General features: G+C 61.8%; 20 protein-coding genes. 6 read left to right on the top strand and 14 right to left on the bottom strand.

From position 1 onward, the window contains the following. Positions 1-65: 65 nt before the first annotated feature. Positions 66-1,172, bottom strand: a complete 1,107-nt coding sequence (locus tag WDB88_RS06895; RefSeq protein WP_339106951.1) for a LysM peptidoglycan-binding domain-containing protein — start codon at positions 1,170-1,172, stop codon at positions 66-68. 143 nt (positions 1,173-1,315) lie between these two features. Here WDB88_RS06895 and WDB88_RS06890 point away from each other — a divergent pair, with 143 nt between their 5' ends. Beyond that, positions 1,316-1,876 carry a TIGR00730 family Rossman fold protein gene (locus WDB88_RS06890; RefSeq protein ID WP_339106950.1) on the top strand — a complete coding sequence of 187 codons (561 nt, stop codon included), beginning with the start codon at positions 1,316-1,318 and terminating at the stop codon, positions 1,874-1,876. Positions 1,877-1,892: 16 nt separating this feature from the next. Here WDB88_RS06890 and rarD read toward each other — a convergent pair whose 3' ends face one another. From rarD to WDB88_RS06875, 3 genes are all read right to left on the bottom strand, one after another. After that, positions 1,893-2,795, bottom strand: a complete 903-nt coding sequence (gene rarD / locus WDB88_RS06885) for an EamA family transporter RarD (RefSeq protein ID WP_339106949.1) — start codon at positions 2,793-2,795, stop codon at positions 1,893-1,895. 244 nt (positions 2,796-3,039) lie between these two features. Then, positions 3,040-3,507, bottom strand: a complete 468-nt coding sequence (locus WDB88_RS06880; protein WP_339106948.1) for a host attachment family protein — start codon at positions 3,505-3,507, stop codon at positions 3,040-3,042. A gap of 138 nt (positions 3,508-3,645) precedes the next feature. Beyond that, positions 3,646-4,245, bottom strand: coding sequence for a superoxide dismutase (locus WDB88_RS06875; protein ID WP_339106947.1), 600 nt, complete (start codon positions 4,243-4,245; stop codon positions 3,646-3,648). A gap of 268 nt (positions 4,246-4,513) precedes the next feature. Here WDB88_RS06875 and WDB88_RS06870 point away from each other — a divergent pair, with 268 nt between their 5' ends. Beyond that, positions 4,514-5,065 (top strand): NADPH-dependent FMN reductase, encoded by a 552-nt coding sequence (locus tag WDB88_RS06870; protein WP_339106946.1) that lies wholly within the window; start codon positions 4,514-4,516, stop codon positions 5,063-5,065. Positions 5,066-5,134: 69 nt separating this feature from the next. On the opposite strand, the gene WDB88_RS06865 is transcribed toward WDB88_RS06870, so the two are convergent. The 6 genes from WDB88_RS06865 to WDB88_RS06840 all read right to left on the bottom strand — a co-directional run bounded on the left by WDB88_RS06865 (position 5,135) and on the right by WDB88_RS06840 (position 11,182). Continuing rightward, positions 5,135-5,620, bottom strand: coding sequence for a cytochrome b/b6 domain-containing protein (locus WDB88_RS06865; RefSeq protein ID WP_339106945.1), 486 nt, complete (start codon positions 5,618-5,620; stop codon positions 5,135-5,137). A 155-nt stretch (positions 5,621-5,775) separates the two neighbouring features. Continuing rightward, positions 5,776-6,336 carry a sarcosine oxidase subunit gamma family protein gene (locus tag WDB88_RS06860; protein WP_339106944.1) on the bottom strand — a complete coding sequence of 187 codons (561 nt, stop codon included), beginning with the start codon at positions 6,334-6,336 and terminating at the stop codon, positions 5,776-5,778. Then, entirely contained in the window at positions 6,329-9,280 is a 2,952-nt protein-coding gene (locus tag WDB88_RS06855) for a sarcosine oxidase subunit alpha family protein (RefSeq protein ID WP_339106943.1), read from the bottom strand. The genes WDB88_RS06860 and WDB88_RS06855 overlap by 8 nt, the downstream gene beginning before the upstream one ends. Further along, a complete protein-coding gene (locus WDB88_RS06850) occupies positions 9,277-9,603 on the bottom strand; it encodes a sarcosine oxidase subunit delta (protein ID WP_339106942.1) in 327 nt (108 codons plus the stop codon). The genes WDB88_RS06855 and WDB88_RS06850 overlap by 4 nt, the downstream gene beginning before the upstream one ends. A 45-nt stretch (positions 9,604-9,648) precedes the next feature. Beyond that, positions 9,649-9,810, bottom strand: a complete 162-nt coding sequence (locus WDB88_RS06845; protein ID WP_339106941.1) for a DUF1071 domain-containing protein — start codon at positions 9,808-9,810, stop codon at positions 9,649-9,651. 124 nt (positions 9,811-9,934) lie between these two features. Continuing rightward, positions 9,935-11,182, bottom strand: a complete 1,248-nt coding sequence (locus WDB88_RS06840) for a sarcosine oxidase subunit beta family protein (RefSeq protein ID WP_339109441.1) — start codon at positions 11,180-11,182, stop codon at positions 9,935-9,937. A gap of 272 nt (positions 11,183-11,454) precedes the next feature. Here WDB88_RS06840 and ccmI point away from each other — a divergent pair, with 272 nt between their 5' ends. From ccmI to WDB88_RS06825, 3 genes are read left to right on the top strand one after another with little or no spacing between them, the layout of a single operon-like run. Next, positions 11,455-12,981, top strand: coding sequence for a c-type cytochrome biogenesis protein CcmI (gene ccmI / locus WDB88_RS06835; RefSeq protein WP_339109440.1), 1,527 nt, complete (start codon positions 11,455-11,457; stop codon positions 12,979-12,981). Beyond that, positions 12,978-13,454 carry a Holliday junction resolvase RuvX gene (gene ruvX, locus WDB88_RS06830; RefSeq protein WP_339109439.1) on the top strand — a complete coding sequence of 159 codons (477 nt, stop codon included), beginning with the start codon at positions 12,978-12,980 and terminating at the stop codon, positions 13,452-13,454. Before ccmI ends, ruvX begins: the two co-directional genes overlap by 4 nt. Further along, on the top strand, positions 13,454-13,651 hold the full coding sequence (locus tag WDB88_RS06825; protein WP_339109438.1) for a DUF1289 domain-containing protein: 198 nt from the start codon (positions 13,454-13,456) through the stop codon (positions 13,649-13,651). Before ruvX ends, WDB88_RS06825 begins: the two co-directional genes overlap by 1 nt. Before the next feature lie 21 nt (positions 13,652-13,672). Here the strand turns inward: WDB88_RS06825 and WDB88_RS06820 are convergent, their stop codons facing one another. Both WDB88_RS06820 and WDB88_RS06815 read right to left on the bottom strand, forming a co-directional pair. Further along, positions 13,673-14,764 (bottom strand): ABC transporter ATP-binding protein, encoded by a 1,092-nt coding sequence (locus tag WDB88_RS06820; protein WP_339109437.1) that lies wholly within the window; start codon positions 14,762-14,764, stop codon positions 13,673-13,675. Between the two features lie 124 nt (positions 14,765-14,888). Further along, entirely contained in the window at positions 14,889-15,671 is a 783-nt protein-coding gene (locus WDB88_RS06815; protein ID WP_339109436.1) for an SDR family oxidoreductase, read from the bottom strand. A gap of 148 nt (positions 15,672-15,819) precedes the next feature. Between WDB88_RS06815 and WDB88_RS06810 the strand changes: the two genes are divergently transcribed. Then, positions 15,820-16,812 carry a Hint domain-containing protein gene (locus tag WDB88_RS06810; protein WP_339109435.1) on the top strand — a complete coding sequence of 331 codons (993 nt, stop codon included), beginning with the start codon at positions 15,820-15,822 and terminating at the stop codon, positions 16,810-16,812. Positions 16,813-16,821: 9 nt separating this feature from the next. Here WDB88_RS06810 and WDB88_RS06805 read toward each other — a convergent pair whose 3' ends face one another. Beyond that, on the bottom strand, positions 16,822-17,133 hold the full coding sequence (locus WDB88_RS06805) for a Rho termination factor (protein WP_339109434.1): 312 nt from the start codon (positions 17,131-17,133) through the stop codon (positions 16,822-16,824). A 53-nt stretch (positions 17,134-17,186) separates the two neighbouring features. Further along, a complete protein-coding gene (locus WDB88_RS06800) occupies positions 17,187-17,789 on the bottom strand; it encodes a hypothetical protein (protein ID WP_339109433.1) in 603 nt (200 codons plus the stop codon). Between the last annotated feature and the right edge of the window lie 31 nt (positions 17,790-17,820).

Below are 17,820 nucleotides of genomic sequence, written 5' to 3'. Positions count from 1 at the left end.
TGGCATCTTTCGGCTGGGCTGCCCGCCGCAACCTAATCAAACAGGACGTCTCTGCCAACCCGCGGTTATTGCGGCAGATTGAAGACCTGTCCGGGATAGATCAGATCGGGATTGCGGATCTGGTCGCGATTGGCCTCGAATACGCGGACATAGAGAAACCCGTCGCCATAGGCCGCATGCGCAATGGCCCAAAGCGTATTACCCGGTTGCACGGTCAGGATCTTGGCCTCTGTCGCAGCGCCATTGCTTTCGGCCACCGCATCGGCAAGGACCTGCGGCGTCTCGCGCAGGAAGGGCGTTTCGGCCCGCGACACCACCTGACCATCCGCCGCCACCGCATCGACCCGCAGCTGGTAGGTGCCCGGCGCGATCTCGGGCAGATCAAGCTGCCACCCCGCCTCGTTGCGGCGCGCAGGCGCGGATAGGGCCACCTGACGGTTGTCCAGATAGACCACCAGCCGAGCGCCATCGGCCAAGCCCCGTCCGGCAATCACCACATCGCCTTTCGCGTCATAGGAAAGGGTGTCTATCGCCAGACGGTCCAGCGCCGGCCCGAGCACACGCGCGCCCTGCGCATCGGTGATGATCGGACGCGGGGCAGCGGCGGGCGGGGTATCGGGCGCGGGGGCCGCATCCGCCACCGCTTCCGAGGCGACCGGCACCGCCAGAAGCGGCGCAATCTGCAATGTCTCGGGGCTTTCGACAGCCGCCTGCCCCGCCCGCGCCACCCGCAAACGGACAGATTGCGGCACATCCGACGGCGTGACCTCGAACTGTGTGGCGAAACTGCCGGCGGCATCGGCCACCACTTCGGCCATAACGGCGCCATCCACCAGCACCGTCACATGCGCGTCGGGCGCGGCACGACCGGCCAGCGTCACGGCCCCGTCAGGCGTGACATGCAGATTGTCGAAGCGCCCGTGGTCGGGATCGACCTCTGGCGCGGGCGCTTGTGCGACAGAAAGACCGGCCCCGGCCCGCCCGGTGGCCGTTACAGCACTAGGGGCCGTCGCATCAGGGACCGTCGCAGACACGGGCGGCGCGGCATCCGGTGCCGTGTCTGGCGCGGGCGACGGATCGGGCAGATGGCGCATCCACCAAAGCCCCGCCCCCCCGACAAGGGCTGCCATTGCGACCCCGAGGATCAGGTGTTGTCGTGATACCGTGCTCATTGCGTGCGAACTCCTTGGGACCCGCACCCCGCGCTCTTCCCTTGCGGGAGCCTAGCGGCGGGCGTATGACCATACAACAAGTTTATGCAAGGCAGGCCCCTGCAAACCCGCTGATATTCCGAGCAAAAAAGAAAGAGATTCCCATGACCCAGCCCCGCCCCTCCGTCTGCGTCTTCTGCGGTTCCCGTCTTGGTGCGCAACCAAGCTACGAACAGGCCGCGACCGAGACGGGCCGGATGCTGGCGCATCGTGGCTGGCGGCTGGTTTATGGCGCAGGCGATGTGGGGCTGATGGGGGCGGTTGCCCGCGCCACACAACAGGCACAGGGGGAGACCTTCGGCGTTATCCCCGAACACCTGTTCTCGCGCGAGGTCGGCAAGCGTGACCTGACCAGCTATATCGTCACCGAAACTATGCATGAGCGCAAAAAGGTGATGTTCATGAATTCGGATGCCATCGTCCTGCTACCGGGCGGGGCCGGTTCGCTTGACGAGATTTTCGAAGTTCTCACATGGCGTCAGATCGGCCTGCACAAAAAGCCGATTTTCATCCTGAATACCGATGGATACTGGGAGCCTCTGCGCCGCCTGATCGAGCAGGTGATCATCGAGGGCTTTGCCGATCCCAGCCTTGGCACTTTCCTGACATGGGCCGACACGGTGCCCGCGCTTGAAGCCGCACTGGACGCCGCCTTCACCGCCTGACCCCCTGCCTGCCAAATCACGCGGAGGGCTGGGCCTTCCGCGCAGCGCCCCGAAACCCCGACAGCGAATAAAGCGCCAAGGCCAGCCAGATCACCGGCAGGACCATCATCTGCACCGGTTGCAAAGGGTCGGCCAGCAGCAGCACCGCCACGGTCAGCTGTAGCGTCGGGTTGAGATATTGTATCAACCCCAGCGTCGCCAGACGCAGGCGTTGGGCCGCGTAGGAAAACAGCATCAGCGGCACCGCTGTCAGGCAGGCCGAGAGCACCAGAAACAGCGTCTCTGTCGTATCGCGCCCGAAATGTCCGGCATGGGCAGGGCCGAACCAGCCCAGTTCCAGCCCGATCAGATACACCGCCGATATCGGAGCCAGTACCAGCACCTCGACAGTCACCGTGACCAGCGGTTCGGTTTTCAGCTGTTTCTTGATCAGCCCGTACATCCCGAACGTCACCGCCAGAATCAGCGGAATGACCGGCGCATGGCCCTGTGCGATGCCCATATAGATCACCGCCACAGCGACCAGCCCAATGGCCACCACCTGCAGGCTGCCCAGCTTTTCACGCAGGACGACCACCCCCAGCATGACCGAAAGAAGCGGCGAGATATAATAGCCGAAGCTCGCCTCCACCGGATGCCCGTTATGGATCGCCCAGACATAGGTGAACCAGTTCGCCGTTACGCAAAGCGACGCCAGAGTGATGATGCCGAGCGACTTCGGCCGCAGCGCCACACGCAGCGCCGGCAGCTTGCCCTTTAGTGCCAGAATGATCATGAACAGCACCGCCGACCAGAGCGTCCTGTGGGCAAGCACCTCGATCACCGGCACATGGCGCAAGACCGCGAAGAACAGCCCCGACAATCCCCAGATCGTGCAGCAACTGATGATTGCAACAACACCCTTGCCTGCTTCGGTCATATCATTCCCGCCCTGTCAGATCACCTGACCCGAAAGCGGCCAGACAGGCGGTGTGCGCCTCGACCGGCAGAAAAGCAAGCCTCTGCCGATGCCAGTGCCCCCTGCCCCAATGCACAATGCCGCCCCCGAAGGTGCGGCATCGGCAGAGACGTCCCCGCAAAGCGACAAAACGTCGGAGATAGCGGCCCGAGGTGCCGAGGCACGGGCCTTATCCGCCACCGCGCCTTGGCACCAAACGCAAAGCCTAGGCGGCCAGATCGGCGCAGAGCCAGCGTTCGATCTGGTCGCGCGGCGCATTGGTATAGGTTTTCGGAATTTCCGCCACCAGCTTATCGGTGACCTCCTTATGCAGCGCAGGCCGAAGCACCCCCAGCACCTTCGGGCTGGCCGCGATCACGAGACGCTTATAGGCGCCCCTATGGGCCAACTTATAAAGCTGTTCGGCCAGATCCTCGGCGAAACGGTCCTTGGCCAGCTGGTGCCAGTCGGTCTCGTCAAAGGCCGATTTCTGCCCCGGCCCGTTATCGGCCATTCGGCCCGGACGGTCGGTGCCCTGCGCGCGGTCGGGCGGGTTCTCCTGCATGGCGACATGGCGCACTGTCAGATTGGGGTCTTTCGCATCGGTGATATTTTCCAGAAATAGCGCCTTCTCGCCATCCGCGATCACCACCCATGTGCCGGTATCCAGTTTCTTGGTATCGAGCTTGGCCATAGCTGCCTCCTTCTTTCCGTGAACAGTGGAAAGAAAACGCCCGCCCCGCAGGCCCGTTCCGACACGCGCGTTCACAGCCCAGTGGGGTAAACAAAAAAGGCGCCCCTCGGGGCGCCTTTCGTAGGTATGTCGCTCGGATCACAGACGCGAGGCAACATTTTCCCAGTTGACCAGCTTGTCGAGGAAGTTCGACAGGTAGGCCGGACGCTTGTTGCGGAAGTCGATGTAGTAGGAGTGTTCCCACACGTCGCAGCCCAGCAGAGCGGTCTGACCAAAGCACAGCGGGTTCACGCCGTTTTCGGTTTTGGTGACTTTCAGCGCGCCATCGGTGTCTTTCACCAGCCACGCCCAGCCCGAACCGAACTGGCCCGCGCCTGCGGCGGCGAAATCTTCCTTGAACTTATCGACCGAACCGAAGGACTCGGTGATCGCTTTTTCCAGCTCGGTCGGCATGGTTTTGCCCGCCGGACCCATCATTTCCCAGAACTGGGTGTGGTTCCAGTGCTGCGAGGCATTGTTGAAGATGCCGTTTTGCGCCACTGCCGAAGCATTATAGGTGCCTTTGATGATCTCTTCGACCGATTTGCCTTCCCATTCGGTGCCAGCAATCAGCTTGTTGCCGGTGGTGACATAGGCGTTGTGGTGAAGGTCGTGGTGATATTCCAGCGTTTCCTTCGACATGCCCAGATCGGCAAGTGCGTCATGTGCATAAGGAAGATCGGGAAGTTCGAAAGCCATGGGTAAACCCCTTCTTGACGGATAGTGAATGTCTTCGCGCTCAATAGAAGCCCGCTAACGGCCGAGGTCAAGGGGCTGTTCTGTGCCCGCAACAGAAAATATGGCATTTCCCTCAACTATTTCAGCACCTTGCCCCAAGACCCACAGCCCCTGACAAAGCTGGTGCAGGGCTGCACAGGTTCTGTCCTTATTTGAGGCATTGCGACAGCCGCCCGCCGGATCTACCTTTCCGTCAAACGGGTGGTTGACCCGTGAATTGGAGATGAAAATGTCTAAGAAAATTGCCATTCTTGTGGGATCGCTGCGCAAAGGGTCCTTCAACCGTATGATCGCACAGACGCTTGTAGACGAAGCCCCCGAGGGCTACGAATTCGCCTTTGTCGAACTGGGCGATCTGCCGCTTTACAACCCCGATCTCGACGAGGGCGACGTTCCCAGCCAGTGGACTCGCCTGCGCGCCGATATCAAATCCGCCGATGCCGTGATGTTTGTCACCCCCGAATATAACCGCTCGGTGCCCGCCTCGATCAAGAACGCGCTCGATATCGGGTCGCGCCCCTATGGCCAGAGTGTCTGGGCCGGCAAACCGGCGCTTGTCGTTTCGGGCTCGATGGGCGGCATTGCGGGCTTTGGGGCCAACCACCATCTGCGCCAGTCGCTTGTCTTCCTTGATATGCCGGTGGTGCAGCAACCCGAGGCCTATATCGGGGCCATCCACACCCTGTTCGACGAAAACGGCAAGATGTCCAATGAGGGCACCCGCGAATTCATGGGCAAGATCATGGCAGCCTTCGACGCATGGATCAAAAAGCTGGCCTAAGCGCCGGTTCGAGATCATAGCAGACAGGAAAAGGGCACCCGTTCGGGTGCCCTTTGGCTATCGGGCGATCTAACGCTCCGGTTTCATCATCCGCACAAGCAGGCCGTCTTTCAGCACATATTGGTGGAAAATGCCCATTGCAGCATGAATTCCCGCAAGGATCAGCAAGGCATTGGCCAGCAGCGCATGGATATCCCCCGCCGCATCAAGGCCCAAAAACCACACAGCCATTCCCAGCAAGGGCACGACAAACAACAGAAGATAGAGCAAGCGATGTCCCCAAAGCCCCGCCATCTTGAAAAGCCCCTCGCCCGGCACATCGGGTGCCCCGCGGGTCTTGCGCAAAACAGCGCGCAGCAGGGTCAGCACCAGCACCGCCACCCCGACCCAGACATGGATCTGCGGGTTCAGCGGCAGCGGGCCGGTTGTGCCCTCAAGATGCTGATGGGCCGCCTTCCCCATGCCTTCGCTATAGAAATAGTTGAACACGACCAGAATGGCGACAGACCAGTGCAATAAAATCTGTAATGACGAATATCCCGATTTCTCTGACATAGACGTTCTATCCTTAGGTTGAAGTGCGGGTAAAACCCGATTGAAAATGCTCTATTCCCGTTCGCTTACACCTACCTGACAACATGATAGCCCAAAGACACAAAAACGCGCCGAAAATTTTCCGACGCGTTTTCGTGTCTTACAGGCGGGGCAGATTAGAACAGCTCGCCCCCCGGCCGGGCGCTGACCTCCAGCAAGCCCATCACATAGGTCGCATAAGAGCGGAAGCAGATCAGCGAGAGCTGCTCCTCGCCCGACCACCAGACGGCAGCGGCGGTCTGCGCGGTGCGGGTGCGGCGCACCTCGTCACGGGCCATCGTGCCGAAATCGATGGGCGAGATCTTCATCACCACCTCGGCGGCACGCGCCCCCGTCACGGTGAACATCGCCCGCGCCTCGGAGACATTGGCCACGAGGAAATGCTCGCCCTTCAGCGAAGTCTCCATCGCATGGGCCACCGAGACAGCATCCGCATAGGGCACAAGGATCAACAGCTCGTCGGGGCTCATCCATAGCACCGATTTCGCGCCCTTGGTCACCACCTTACGCGGCTCGGGCAGCGACAGCCCCAGCCATTCCAACGCATCGGCCAAAGCTTTGGACCCGAAATCGGCGCGCAGGGTGATCATCCCCTGCAGGCCGCCTTCCGCCACGGTGCAGAAACCGGACACCGTCTTGCCATTCAGCGCACTTACAGCGGTCATTGCCTCAGACATCCTGTTTTGCTCCTTCTTTGTCGTAGAAGACCGGATCGACGATCCGGCATTTCACGAAACCGGTTTCATTCTGGAACTCGATCTCTTCGCCCATCCGTTCCGGCCCGCGATGGACAAGTGCCATGGCGATGCCCTTCTTGAGGGTTGGCGAGTAATAGGTCGAGGTCACGCGGCCTTGGGTATTGCGCTGGCCCATATCGTTATTGCCGGGCGCGGGCGCATAGACGCCATCGGGTAGAACCGAGCCATCCAGCGTTTCCAGACCGACCAGACGCCAGCGGTCGGGGCTGGCCATGGCCTTACGGGCATGGGCACGCTTGCCAAGGAAGTCTTCCTTCTTCTTGGAGATCGCCCAATGCAGACCCAGGTCCTGCGGGATGACGGTGCCATCGGTCTCGTCGCCGATCATGATAAAGCCCTTTTCGGCCCGCATCACATGCAGCGCCTCGGTGCCATAGGGCATCACGCCGAATTCCTGACCGGCTTCATAGAGCTTCTCCCAAAGCGCCAGCCCCATATTGGCCGGGGCCGCGATCTCGTAGGACAGCTCGCCCGAGAAGGAGATCCGGAAGATGCGCACCGGAATACCGCCCAGATCGCCCTCTTTCCATTCCATGAAGGGCAGAGTTTCCTTGGACACATCCATGCCGCCGAGTTTCTCCAGAAGCTTGCGGGCTTTGGGGCCGACGACTGCGATCTGGGCGTAATTCTCGGTGACATTGGCGGTATAGACCTTCCAGTCCCACCACTCGCATTGCAGCCAGTCTTCCATCCAGTCGTGGATATGCGCGACACCGCCCGAGGTGGTATGCACAAGGAAGGTGTCCTCGCTCAGACGCGCGACCACACCGTCATCCATCAGGAAGCCGTTTTCATTACACATCAGGCCATAGCGGCATTTGCCGACCTTCAGCGTGGACATCATATTGGTATAGAGCATGTCGAGGAATTTCCCCGCATCCGGCCCTTTGACCAAGATCTTGCCCAGCGTCGAGGCATCCAGCATCCCCACATTCTCGCGGGTGTTCAGGATTTCACGATTGACCGACTGGCGATGCGTTTCGCCCGCTTTGGCATAGGTATAGGGGCGGCGCCACTGGCCGACGGGTTCCCAATGGGCGCCCATCTTCTCGTGCCAGTCCTGAATGGGCGTGCGACGCAGGGGCTGGAACAGCTCACCACGCGCCTCAGCCGTGACAACACCGAAAGAGATCGGCGTATAGGGCGGGCGGAAGGTTGTGGTGCCAGTGGCGGGGATCGCCTGACCCAGCGCATCCGACAGAACGGCGAGGCCGTTGATATTGGAGAGTTTCCCCTGATCGGTGGCCATGCCGAGCGTGGTATAGCGCTTGGTATGCTCGACCGACTCGTAACCCTCGCGCGCGGCCAGCTGCACGTCCGACACCTTCACATCGTTCTGGAAATCGAGGAAGGATTTGAAGCGCAGCGCATCCGGCGCCCCTGCGGGCATCTGCCAGACGGCCATCATCGGGTCTTCGGGTTCGCATTGCATATCGACGCCCGCCTCGGTGCCGATATCGGCCAGCGACAGCTTGCCATTGGCCGCCCCCACCGGAACACAGAGTGCTGCACCATCATGCGACAGCGGCGGCGCCTCAAGGTTCGGCACGAACATCGCATTCGCCTCGTCCCAGTTCAGCTTGCCGCCGACATGCGACCACAGGTGCACGACCGGAGACCAGCCGCCCGACATGGCGACACAGTCACAGGCGATGGTCTCGATCACCCCGCCCTCGCCGTTCTGGGCACAGATCTCGACGCCCGTCACGGATTTCGACCCCAGCACCTTGGTGATGCCACGGCCTTCCAGCACGCGCACACCACGCGCCTTCATCTCGGCGGCCAGCGCACCAGTGGCGGCGGGGCGGGCGTCGATGATCGCAGGCACGGTGAGGCCCGCATCCAGCAGCACTTTGGCGGTGCGATAGGCATCGTCGTTATTGGTAACGATCACCGTGCGGTCGCCGGGGCTGACGGCCCAATTCACCACATAATCGCGCACAGCCGAGGCCAGCATCACGCCCGGCACATCATTGCAGGCGAAAGACAGCGGACGTTCAATCGCGCCGGTCGCGGTGACCACGGTCCCCACACGCATGCGCCACAGACGGTGGCGCGGCTTGCCCGAACCGGGTTCGCTGTCACCTGCGGTATCATAGCCCAGCACATAGCCGTGGTTATAGAGACCCGAGATCATGAAGCGGGTGCGCAGAGTGACGTTTTCCATCGCCTCCAGCTTGGCGATCGAGGCATCGACCCAAGCCTGCGGCTCCATGCCCTCGATCAAGCCGCCATCCACAGGCGCACGACCACCCCAAGCGGCGGTCTGCTCGACCAGCCAGACGCGCTTGCCCTCGCCCGCCGCTTTCAGCGCGGCTGCGATACCCGCCACGCCACCACCTGCAACCAGCACGTCGCAATAGGCGTAGATCTGTTCATAGCGGTCGACATCGGCCTCTTTCGGCGCATCGCCCAGACCCGCGGCTCGGCGGATGATGGGTTCGTAAAGATGCTTCCATGCGGCTTTCGGCCCCATGAAGGTCTTATAGTAGAAACCTGCGGGGAAGAACTTATAGAGCTTGTCGTTGATGATCCCGACGTCGTTCTCAAGGCTCGGCCAGTGGTTCTGGGTCTTCACCTCGGCCTGATCGAACAGCAGGGTCGTGGTGGTGCGCTGGTCGGGTTCGAACCGCGCATTGCGGCCAAGGCCCACAAGCGCGTTGGGCTCTTCCGCGCCAGAGCCAACAAGGCCGCGAGGACGGTGATATTTGAACGAACGCCCCAGCAGCGTCTGGCCATTGCCAAGGATTGCCGAAGCCAGCGTATCGCCCGCAAAGCCGCGCATGGGACGGCCGTTGAAGGTGAAGGTCAGGGATTTCGCGCGGTCGATCAGGCGACCGCCTTTGGACAGACGGGTGCTCATTTGCTGTAACCTTCGAAGTCGGGGCGTTTGGCGCGGATGGCGTCGATCACATCTTGCGGCGGCTCTTTGGTCTGGGCCGAATAGGTGGCGAAGACTTCCAAAGTCACGGTGCAGCGCGCGGCCAGAAACCACTTGCCGCAGCCTGCGGAATGGCGCCAGCGCTCGAAATGCACGCCCTTGGGGTTTTTACGCGTGAAGAGGTAAGTCTCGAACTCGGCATCGCTAGAGCCCGGCCCGAAGCGGGTCAGATGCGCCTCGCCGCCATAATGCAGTTCGGTTTCTTCGGCTTTGATGCCACAGCAGGGGCATTGAAGGATCAGCATAGGCGCGCTCCCTGAAGACGGGGGCGCGCTTGGGGGCTGCGCCCGTTAGTTGTTATTGTCACCCGGCAGATCGATCTGGATCTCGGGCTCATCCTTTTGCGGGACATCGCCGCCCGACCAGATATACCAGCCAAGACCCGCGACGATGACGATGAGCGCCCCGATGAGGAAGCTCTTGGTGTTGCCGCTACCGTTACCTTCGGACATGTGTCGTATTCCTTCTGAAGCATATTCAGAGGCGTAACAGAGCCGTGAGCGGAAAGGTTCCGCCCGAATATGTGTTTTTCTGCCGTGGCGGGCAGATGCCCCGCCCTGACCGAAACCGCGCCCATCAGTGTGCCACCCCTGCGGCCACGGATTCATCGACGAAGCGGCCTTCGGTGAAACGGTCAAGGCCGAAGCCCTTGGCCAGCGGCCCCGGCTCGCCCTTGGCGATCAGCTCGGCCATCGCCCAGCCCGACCCCGGAATGGCCTTGAAGCCACCGGTGCCCCAGCCGCAGTTGACGAAGATGTTCTTGACCGGCGTTTTCGACAGGATCGGCGAGTGGTCGCCCGTGATATCCACGATCCCGCCCCACTGGCGCAGCATCTTCAGGCGCGAGATGATCGGATAGGTCTCGACGAGCGAACGCACAGTTTCCTCGATCGTGTACCACGACCCGCGCTGGGAATAGTTGTTGGGGTGGTCGATACCGCCGCCCAGCACCAGTTCGCCCTTATCGGACTGGCTGATATAGCAGTGCACGAGGTTCGCCATCACGACAACATCGATACAGGGCTTGACGGGTTCCGACACCCAAGCCTGCAGCGCCACCGATTCCAGCGGCAGACGGAAGCCCGCCATATTGGCGACGGTGCCCGCATGCCCTGCGGTGACGATGGACAGCTTCTCGCAATCAATCGCGCCCTTGGTGGTGTCGATGCCACGCACCTCGCCGTTTTCGGTGCGGATGCCGGTGACTTCGCATTTCTGGATGATGTCCATGCCCATATTGGAACATGCGCGGGCCAGACCCCATGCGACTGCATCGTGACGCGCGGTGCCGCCGCGTTCCTGGTACAGCGCGCCCAGAACCGGATAGCGCGGCCCGTCGATATTGAGAATCGGCACGAGGCTCTTGACCTCTTCGCGGCCGATCCATTTGGTCTCGATGCCCTGCAGCTGGTTGGCATAGACGGTGCGCTTGTAGCCGCGCATCTCATGCTCGGATTGCGCCAGCATCAGAAGGCCGCGGGGGGAAAACATGATGTTATAGTTCAGGTCCTGGCTCAGGCCTTCGTAAAGCTGCAGCGCCTTATCGAAAATCCCTGCCGAAGGGTCCTGCAGGTAGTTCGAACGGATGATCGTGGTGTTCCGGCCCGTATTGCCGCCGCCGAGCCAGCCTTTCTCGATGATCGCGACATCCTTGATGCCATGAACCTTGCCCAAGTAATAGGCGGTCGCCAGACCATGCCCGCCCGCGCCGATCACGATGACCTTGTATTTGCGCTTGGGCTCTGGGCTGCGCCAGGCTTTTTCCCATCCGGCGTGATAACGCATCGCCTCGCGCGCAACGGCAAAGATGGAATATTTCCGCATGCCCCGGCTCTCCTGTCCTGAAATCGTTCAACACGGGTCACCGCCCGCCTTCCCCTTTTTGATGGACCCGCAGGCCCGAGGAAAGCCTCCCAGTCGCGGCATTTTTCGTCTAAATGCGACACGCGTTTAAAATGACGCGTTTTCAGGGGACATCTGTACCATTCGCCGCGCGACTAGGACGTTATTGGGGGTCACTTTCGTGCCAAATTCAGGATAAAGCTTCCGTAGAGCACCGGTTTTGCCTAAGGGAAGACGGGCAAGGGGAAGTATAGATGCTGTTCTGGATTCTAATCGCCGTCATTTTGGTGCTTGTCGCGCTGATCTTTCTGCTCCCGCTATGGCGTCAGCGCGACGAAGCGGATGAAAGCGACACCACCGAGCGCCATGATATGCAGGTCTATCGGGACCAGTTGGCCGAGGTCGACCGCGATCTGGCCCGCGGCATCCTTTCTCCTGACGAGGCCGAACGGGCACGGATCGAAATCTCGCGCAAGCTGCTAGAGGCCGACCGTGCCGCACGGGCCGCATCAGCCCCGCCCCGCGCGCCCAAAGCGGCGCGACTGGCGATCAGCGTGGTGATTCTGGCCTGCCTTGGCGGCGCAGCGGGGCTGTATCTGGATCTGGGCGCGGATGGCTATGCGGACCAGCCGATCAATGCGCGGCTGGCCTTGGCGGATCAAAGCTATCTGGGCCGCCCGCATCAGGATCAGGCAGAGGCCGATTTCGCCAAAAAATACCGCAAGCCTCAGGTCGATGCGCAATTTTCCGCATTGATGGACAGGCTCCGCGATGCCGTGGCAGCCCGTCCCAATGATCCGGCAGGGCTGCGGCTTCTGGCGCGCAACGAAATCAATGTCGGCAATCTGCATGCCGGAGTGGCGGCACAGGAAAAACTGATTGCGGTTCTGGGGGACAAGGCGACCGCAGAGGATGCGGCCAGTCTGGGCGAATACCGGGTGATCGCGGCTGGCGGTCTGGTCACGCCCGAAGCCGAAGCCGCCTTTGGCAAGGCCGTAACGCTTGACAAATCCAACGGGCGCGCACGCTATTACATCGGCCTGATGATGGCCCAGAATGGCCGTCCCGACCGGACCTTCCGCATCTGGGATGCCCTTTTGCGCGACAGCACACGGCAGGATGACTGGGTGCAGCCGGTGCTGGACAATATGCCGACCGTTGCATGGCTTGCAGGCCAGCCCGATTACCAACCTCCGGAACTGGGCACGCTCGGTCCGAGCCTTGCGGACCTGATCGCAGCCGAGAAGCTGCCACAGGACCAGCGCGCCACCGCCCTGTCCGACAAGGTGAACGCCCTGCAGACCCAACTGGCCAATCGCGGCGGCAGCGCGGAAGACTGGGCCACGCTTCTGGCTGGCCTGCGGCTTCTGGACCAGTCCGAACAGGTGACCGCCATCCTCTCGGAGGCGCGCGGCGTCTTTGCCAAGGCCCCCGAGGCCCTGACCCTGCTGGATCAGGCCGCCGAGGGCAAATGGCCCTTTGATGTGGCGGCTGCGGGCCAGACAGGCCCCAGCGCGGAAGACGTCAGGAATGCACAGGATATGACGCCGGAAGACCGGCAGAAGATGATTCAGGGCATGGTCGACGGGCTGGTGGAACGGCTTGAGACCGAAGGCGGAGACGCGTCCGAATGGGACCGTGGCCTGCGGGCCCTGATGACCCTGAACCAGACCGACCGCGCGGCAGATCTTTACGCCAAGGCGCAGACCGCGCTGGCCGATGATCCCGCCGCACTTGCCCATATCACCGCTACCGCAAAACAGATCGGGCTTGCGCAATGATTTTTGAAGACATCACCGAATTTGCCGCCGCCCTGCCTCGTATGGGCTCGATCCTCGGGCTGGATCTGGGCACCAAAACCATCGGGGTGGCGGGGTCGGATATGCTGCGCTCGGTGGCCAGCCCGATCCTGACCATCAAGCGCACCAAATTCACCGCCGATGCCGAGGCTCTTTTCCGGATTGTGGCCGAACGCGAGACCTGCGCGATCATCCTCGGCCTGCCGATGAACATGGATGGTTCGGAGGGGCCGCGCGCCCAATCGACCCGCGCCTTTGCCCGCAATATCGCGCGGATGCAGGACCTCCCCATCGGCTTCTGGGACGAACGCCTGTCCACCGTCGCTGCAGAACGCGCCATGCTGGAGGCCGACCTGTCGCGCGCCAAACGCGCCGAGCGGATCGACAATGTGGCCGCGAGCTTCATTCTGCAGGGGGCGCTGGACCGTCTGGCCAATCTGACTCGCAGCACCTGATGGCCCGCATCAAAAGCCCCTGCCGCAATATCTGCACCTTCGATCCGGCCAGCCAGACCTGCCTCGACTGTCTGCGCTCACTCGACGAGATCGCGCGCTGGGGAACGATGTCGCATATGGAACGGCAGAAGATCCTCAAGGACCTGCCACGGCGGCGCAAGGCCGCGCCCCCCACCCCCGACGCCGCCAAGGCATAGACGCCTGCGGGCAACCGGACCTCAGGTGACCGGAAACACAAAGCAACGGTCGCGCCGGATCATCAGCCACATTGGCGTGCCCGCTTTCGGCAGGAACACATTGGGCACCGTCGCCTTCAATACCGAACCGTCATATTCCATCCGGAATTCCACAAGGCTCTCGCGTCCCATGAAGCGGGCGCGTTCGACAAGGGCGCGTGCGGCGGTGCCATCTTGCGGCGTCGGCAAAGGCCCCTGCCCTGCACGGTCGAAATCGATTTTCAGATGCTGCGGGCGGATCACGATATCCACCTCGGAGCCATCCGCGCGTCCCGGCGCCAGAAATTCCCCGAAGGGCGTGCGGGTCAGCGCGCCTTCGACACGTGCACGGATCACATTGATATCCGAGAAGAAACTGGCCGCCGCGCGATCCACAGGCGCGTTATACAGATTATAGGGCGCGCCCCCCTGAACAATACGCCCACCGCGCATCAGCAGGATCTCGTCGGCCATCCGCATGGCCTCTTGGGGTTCGTGTGTCACCAGCAGAACGGCGGTACCTTCCTCTTTCAGAAGCGCCAGCGTCTCGTCGCGGATATCGTCGCGCAGACGCTCATCCAGCCCCGAAAAAGGCTCGTCCATCAACAGGATACGCGGGCGCGGCGCCAATGCGCGGGCCAGAGCCACGCGCTGCTGTTCGCCGCCCGACAACTGGTGGGGAAAATCGTCGATATGATGGGCCAGATGCACACGGCCCAGCAATTCCTCGACCCGCTGGCGCTTGACCCGTGACGGCCCCGAAAGACCGAAGGCGACATTCTCTGCCACAGAAAGATGCGGAAAAAGCGCGAAATCCTGAAACATGAGGCCAATCGCGCGGCGCTCTGGCGGCACGCGGAACACGGTGTCGCAGATCAGGGTGCCATCCACCAGAATCCGGCCACGATCCTGCATCTCGACGCCCGCGATCATCCGCAATGTCGTGGACTTCCCGCAGCCGGACGGGCCAAGCAGACAGGTCACCTGCCCCGCCCGGATACTGAAGGACACATCCTCCACCGCCATACGCCCCTCGAAGCTGCGAAACAGCCCCTGAACTTCTAGGCGCGGCGGGATCTGGGCGGTGGGGCTCATGGCGGTCCTGTTCTCGGCGGGGCGGATGGAAAACGACTGCGCCGTCCTTAGAGAAAAACAGGCGTTTTGCCAATCATCACCTGCGGCGAAAAGGGCGCAATACGCGCCCCTTCCGTCTTGGGGATTACACCGAGATATTCGCGGCCCCGCCATCCAGCATGATATTCTGCCCGACGATGAACCCCGCATGCTGCGAACACAGGAAGGCACACATGGCCCCGAATTCGGTCGTTGTGCCATAGCGGCCCGCAGGAATGGTCTTGGCACGGCGGGCTTTGGCTTCCTCCATGCTGATGCCTTCCGCCTTGACCACATTGCTGTCCAAAGACACGGCGCGATCTGTCGCATGGATGCCGGGCAGCATGTTGTTGATGGTCACACCACTGCCTGCAACCTGCCGCGACGTGCCCGCCACGAAGCCCGTCAGCCCCGAACGGGCCGAGTTCGACAGGCCAAGCTGGGCAATCGGCGCACGGACGGATTGCGAGGTGATATTGACGACACGCCCCCAGCCGCGTTCCATCATCGCGGGCAGCACCGCCTGCATCATCGCAATCGGCGCCAGCATATTGGCATCAAGCGCCTTGATGAAATCATCGCGATTCCAGTCAGACCACAGCCCCGGAGGCGGTCCGCCCGCATTATTGACAAGAATGTCGATCCCCTCGCCTGCCGCCGCCATCACCTTGGCGCGGCCTTCCTCGGTGGTGATATCTGCGGCCACCGGCGTGACGCTGACACCGTAGGTCTTGGCGATCTCCTGTGCAGCCGCGTCCAGAACATCCGCCGAGCGCGCATTGAGGATCAGATCGACCCCTGCCTCGGCCAGTGCCTCGGCGCAGCCACGCCCCAGACCTTTAGATCCGGCACAAACAATGGCCCGTTTTCCGCGAATACCCAAATCCATGCGACCCTCCTAAATTTCAATCATCCCAACAGCTATCACTCTGCTCTTGGGTCGCAAGCCTAAGATTGACACAGTCATGCCTTTCTTAAGCCATCGTCAGGAAATATAGGTTAATACCAGATATTCACGCCACGATAGTCCTGTCCTCATGAGCCTAGCAACCTTGCAAACCACGCAGACTGTCCATGTTTTCGATGCCAACCTGTTCTGGGTCACCGCCGGTGCCAATCAGGGCGACGGGTTGGATCTGGCCGCCTTCTGCGTGCCCGGCGATGTCTATCAACTCGATCGCGACGCCCGCCCGCTGCGGCTGATGTTCGAGGTCGACGGGGACAGTCAGCGCATCGCGGAAGGGTCGGATATCGGGCAGAGCGGCCAACCGATCGAGGTGGTCTCGCGCCATGTGCTGATGGCCCCCGAAGGCGATAGCGTGGATATGCTGTTGCTGCGCAATAGTGCGGATGACACGCTGTTTGTGCTGCCGATGTCCCCGATCGCCGCGCGGGTCGATTATACCTTGCTCGAAGCGCATGAAGACCCCGGATCGGCACGACTGACCGACCTGATCTGCGTGGCCTTTACCACCGGCACCATGATCACCATTGCAGGCGGTGCGCAGCGTCCTATCGAAACCCTGCAACCGGGCGACCGTATCCTGACCCGCGATAACGGCCCGCAGCCGTTGCGCCTGATCACGAAATCCACCATGCGCGCCTTCGGCAGCTTCGCGCCGGTGGTGATTTCCAGTGGCACATTGGGCAATGAGGGCGACCTTGTGGTCAGCCCGCATCACCGGCTGTTCCTGTATCGGCGCGGCCCCGCCCGCATCGGCCATACGGCAGAGTTGCTGGTGCAGGCCAAGCATCTGGTTGATGACGAACATGTCTGGCGCCGCGAGGGCGGATATGTCGATTATTACGCGCTGATTTTCGATCGTCACGAAATCATCTATGCCGAGGGCATCCCCATCGAAAGCCTGATGGTGACGGAGGCAAGCCTGTCGCAAATGCCCGAACAGCTGACCGCCGAAATCCGTGCCCGCATGCCGGATCTGGCACATAAGCCGCATTTCGGCACCGAGGCAGGCCGCGAGATGCTGGAGCGTATCGGGCGCGACACGCTGTTCAGCAAGCGCCGCTGAGAGACGGGATCAATGGCGCCGGAGCGCCTTGATCAGCTGTGGCTTTGTCATGCCGGAGCGCCCGTCGAGCCCAATCTCCTGCGCATGACGATAGAGCGCGTGCTTGGTCCATTCCTCGTAACGGGGGGCCTTGCCGCCCTTTTCGGAGGGATGCAGATGGGGATTGGCATGGGCATTGGAAATGCGCGCCGCCTTCTCCTTCGACATCCCCTTGCTACGCAGGGTGTCGTAAAGGTCCGCGTCTTTCAAAGCGGGATTGTTCTGGCTGGCGGTTTTCCCGGGGGTCCGCCGATGCGGGGTCCGGTGACCGGACTGGGCCATGATGATGTCCTCCGTTTGCGGCAAAACATCATGACCCGCCCTCCGGTTCCGTCTTAGCGTTCGCCGATCACCGCCAGATAGTAATCGCTCTGCACCCCGTTTTCGGTTGCGGTCATCGTGTCGGGCGAGGCCGCCAGACCGATGCCATCGTAATCATCCCCGACAAAGGTCCCCGTCGCCTGACCGTCCACCACCACGGTCTTGCCACCTCCCGTCACATTGCCCGAGACATCCGCGTCAATCTGCGCCGTTCCGGCCAGATCCGTGATGGTGCCGTTGGTGATATCCAGACGACCGCTGGCAGAAGACAGCTTGGTGGCACCATCCGCCGCCTCGGCATATCCGAACTGCTCCACATGTCCGCTCAGACTGTCATCACCGAAATCCGCCGTCAGCGTCGCTTTGCCGATGAACCCGTTTTCTTCCGCGTCATTCACCAGAACACCATAGCCGTTATAGGTCGCGCGGCCCGAGCTCGGCAGATTGTCGTAATCGGTCAGACCTTCGGTCTGCTCGAGCGTATCGAGGCGCTCAGCGGCCGCCGCTGCATTCAGCGCCATTGCCTGAGTGCCCGACGCGCCGGATCCGCCACCGCTGCCGCCACCGCAGCCGGCCACAAGGCCAATCACACAAATCAATGCCAAACCATTCTTCACAGCAGAATCTCCAATAACGATCACGGGCACG

Source organism: Thioclava sp. GXIMD4216, assembly GCF_037949285.1.
GTDB classification, from domain to species: domain Bacteria; phylum Pseudomonadota; class Alphaproteobacteria; order Rhodobacterales; family Rhodobacteraceae; genus Thioclava; species Thioclava litoralis.
The sequence above is the reverse complement of the archived record's forward strand: the minus strand, read 5'-3'. Positions and strand labels throughout refer to the sequence as shown.

Bases quoted from the DNA above. Each gene is read 5' to 3' on its own strand.
- WDB88_RS06845 (WP_339106941.1), bottom strand. From the start codon at position 9,810: ATGTCCGAAGGTAACGGTAGCGGCAACACCAAGAGCTTCCTCATCGGG.
- WDB88_RS06805 (WP_339109434.1), bottom strand. From the start codon at position 17,133: ATGGCCCAGTCCGGTCACCGGACCCCGCATCGGCGGACCCCCGGGAAA.
- WDB88_RS06875 (WP_339106947.1), bottom strand. From the start codon at position 4,245: ATGGCTTTCGAACTTCCCGATCTTCCTTATGCACATGACGCACTTGCC.
- WDB88_RS06850 (WP_339106942.1), bottom strand. From the start codon at position 9,603: ATGCTGATCCTTCAATGCCCCTGCTGTGGCATCAAAGCCGAAGAAACC.
- WDB88_RS06855 (WP_339106943.1), bottom strand. From the start codon at position 9,280: ATGAGCACCCGTCTGTCCAAAGGCGGTCGCCTGATCGACCGCGCGAAA.
- WDB88_RS06870 (WP_339106946.1), top strand. From the start codon at position 4,514: ATGTCTAAGAAAATTGCCATTCTTGTGGGATCGCTGCGCAAAGGGTCC.
- WDB88_RS06895 (WP_339106951.1), bottom strand. From the start codon at position 1,172: ATGAGCACGGTATCACGACAACACCTGATCCTCGGGGTCGCAATGGCA.
- WDB88_RS06820 (WP_339109437.1), bottom strand. From the start codon at position 14,764: ATGAGCCCCACCGCCCAGATCCCGCCGCGCCTAGAAGTTCAGGGGCTG.
- ccmI (WP_339109440.1), top strand. From the start codon at position 11,455: ATGCTGTTCTGGATTCTAATCGCCGTCATTTTGGTGCTTGTCGCGCTG.
- WDB88_RS06810 (WP_339109435.1), top strand. From the start codon at position 15,820: ATGAGCCTAGCAACCTTGCAAACCACGCAGACTGTCCATGTTTTCGAT.
- WDB88_RS06825 (WP_339109438.1), top strand. From the start codon at position 13,454: ATGGCCCGCATCAAAAGCCCCTGCCGCAATATCTGCACCTTCGATCCG.
- WDB88_RS06865 (WP_339106945.1), bottom strand. From the start codon at position 5,620: ATGTCAGAGAAATCGGGATATTCGTCATTACAGATTTTATTGCACTGG.
- WDB88_RS06840 (WP_339109441.1), bottom strand. From the start codon at position 11,182: ATGCGGAAATATTCCATCTTTGCCGTTGCGCGCGAGGCGATGCGTTAT.
- WDB88_RS06815 (WP_339109436.1), bottom strand. From the start codon at position 15,671: ATGGATTTGGGTATTCGCGGAAAACGGGCCATTGTTTGTGCCGGATCT.
- WDB88_RS06860 (WP_339106944.1), bottom strand. From the start codon at position 6,336: ATGTCTGAGGCAATGACCGCTGTAAGTGCGCTGAATGGCAAGACGGTG.
- ruvX (WP_339109439.1), top strand. From the start codon at position 12,978: ATGATTTTTGAAGACATCACCGAATTTGCCGCCGCCCTGCCTCGTATG.
- WDB88_RS06890 (WP_339106950.1), top strand. From the start codon at position 1,316: ATGACCCAGCCCCGCCCCTCCGTCTGCGTCTTCTGCGGTTCCCGTCTT.
- rarD (WP_339106949.1), bottom strand. From the start codon at position 2,795: ATGACCGAAGCAGGCAAGGGTGTTGTTGCAATCATCAGTTGCTGCACG.
- WDB88_RS06880 (WP_339106948.1), bottom strand. From the start codon at position 3,507: ATGGCCAAGCTCGATACCAAGAAACTGGATACCGGCACATGGGTGGTG.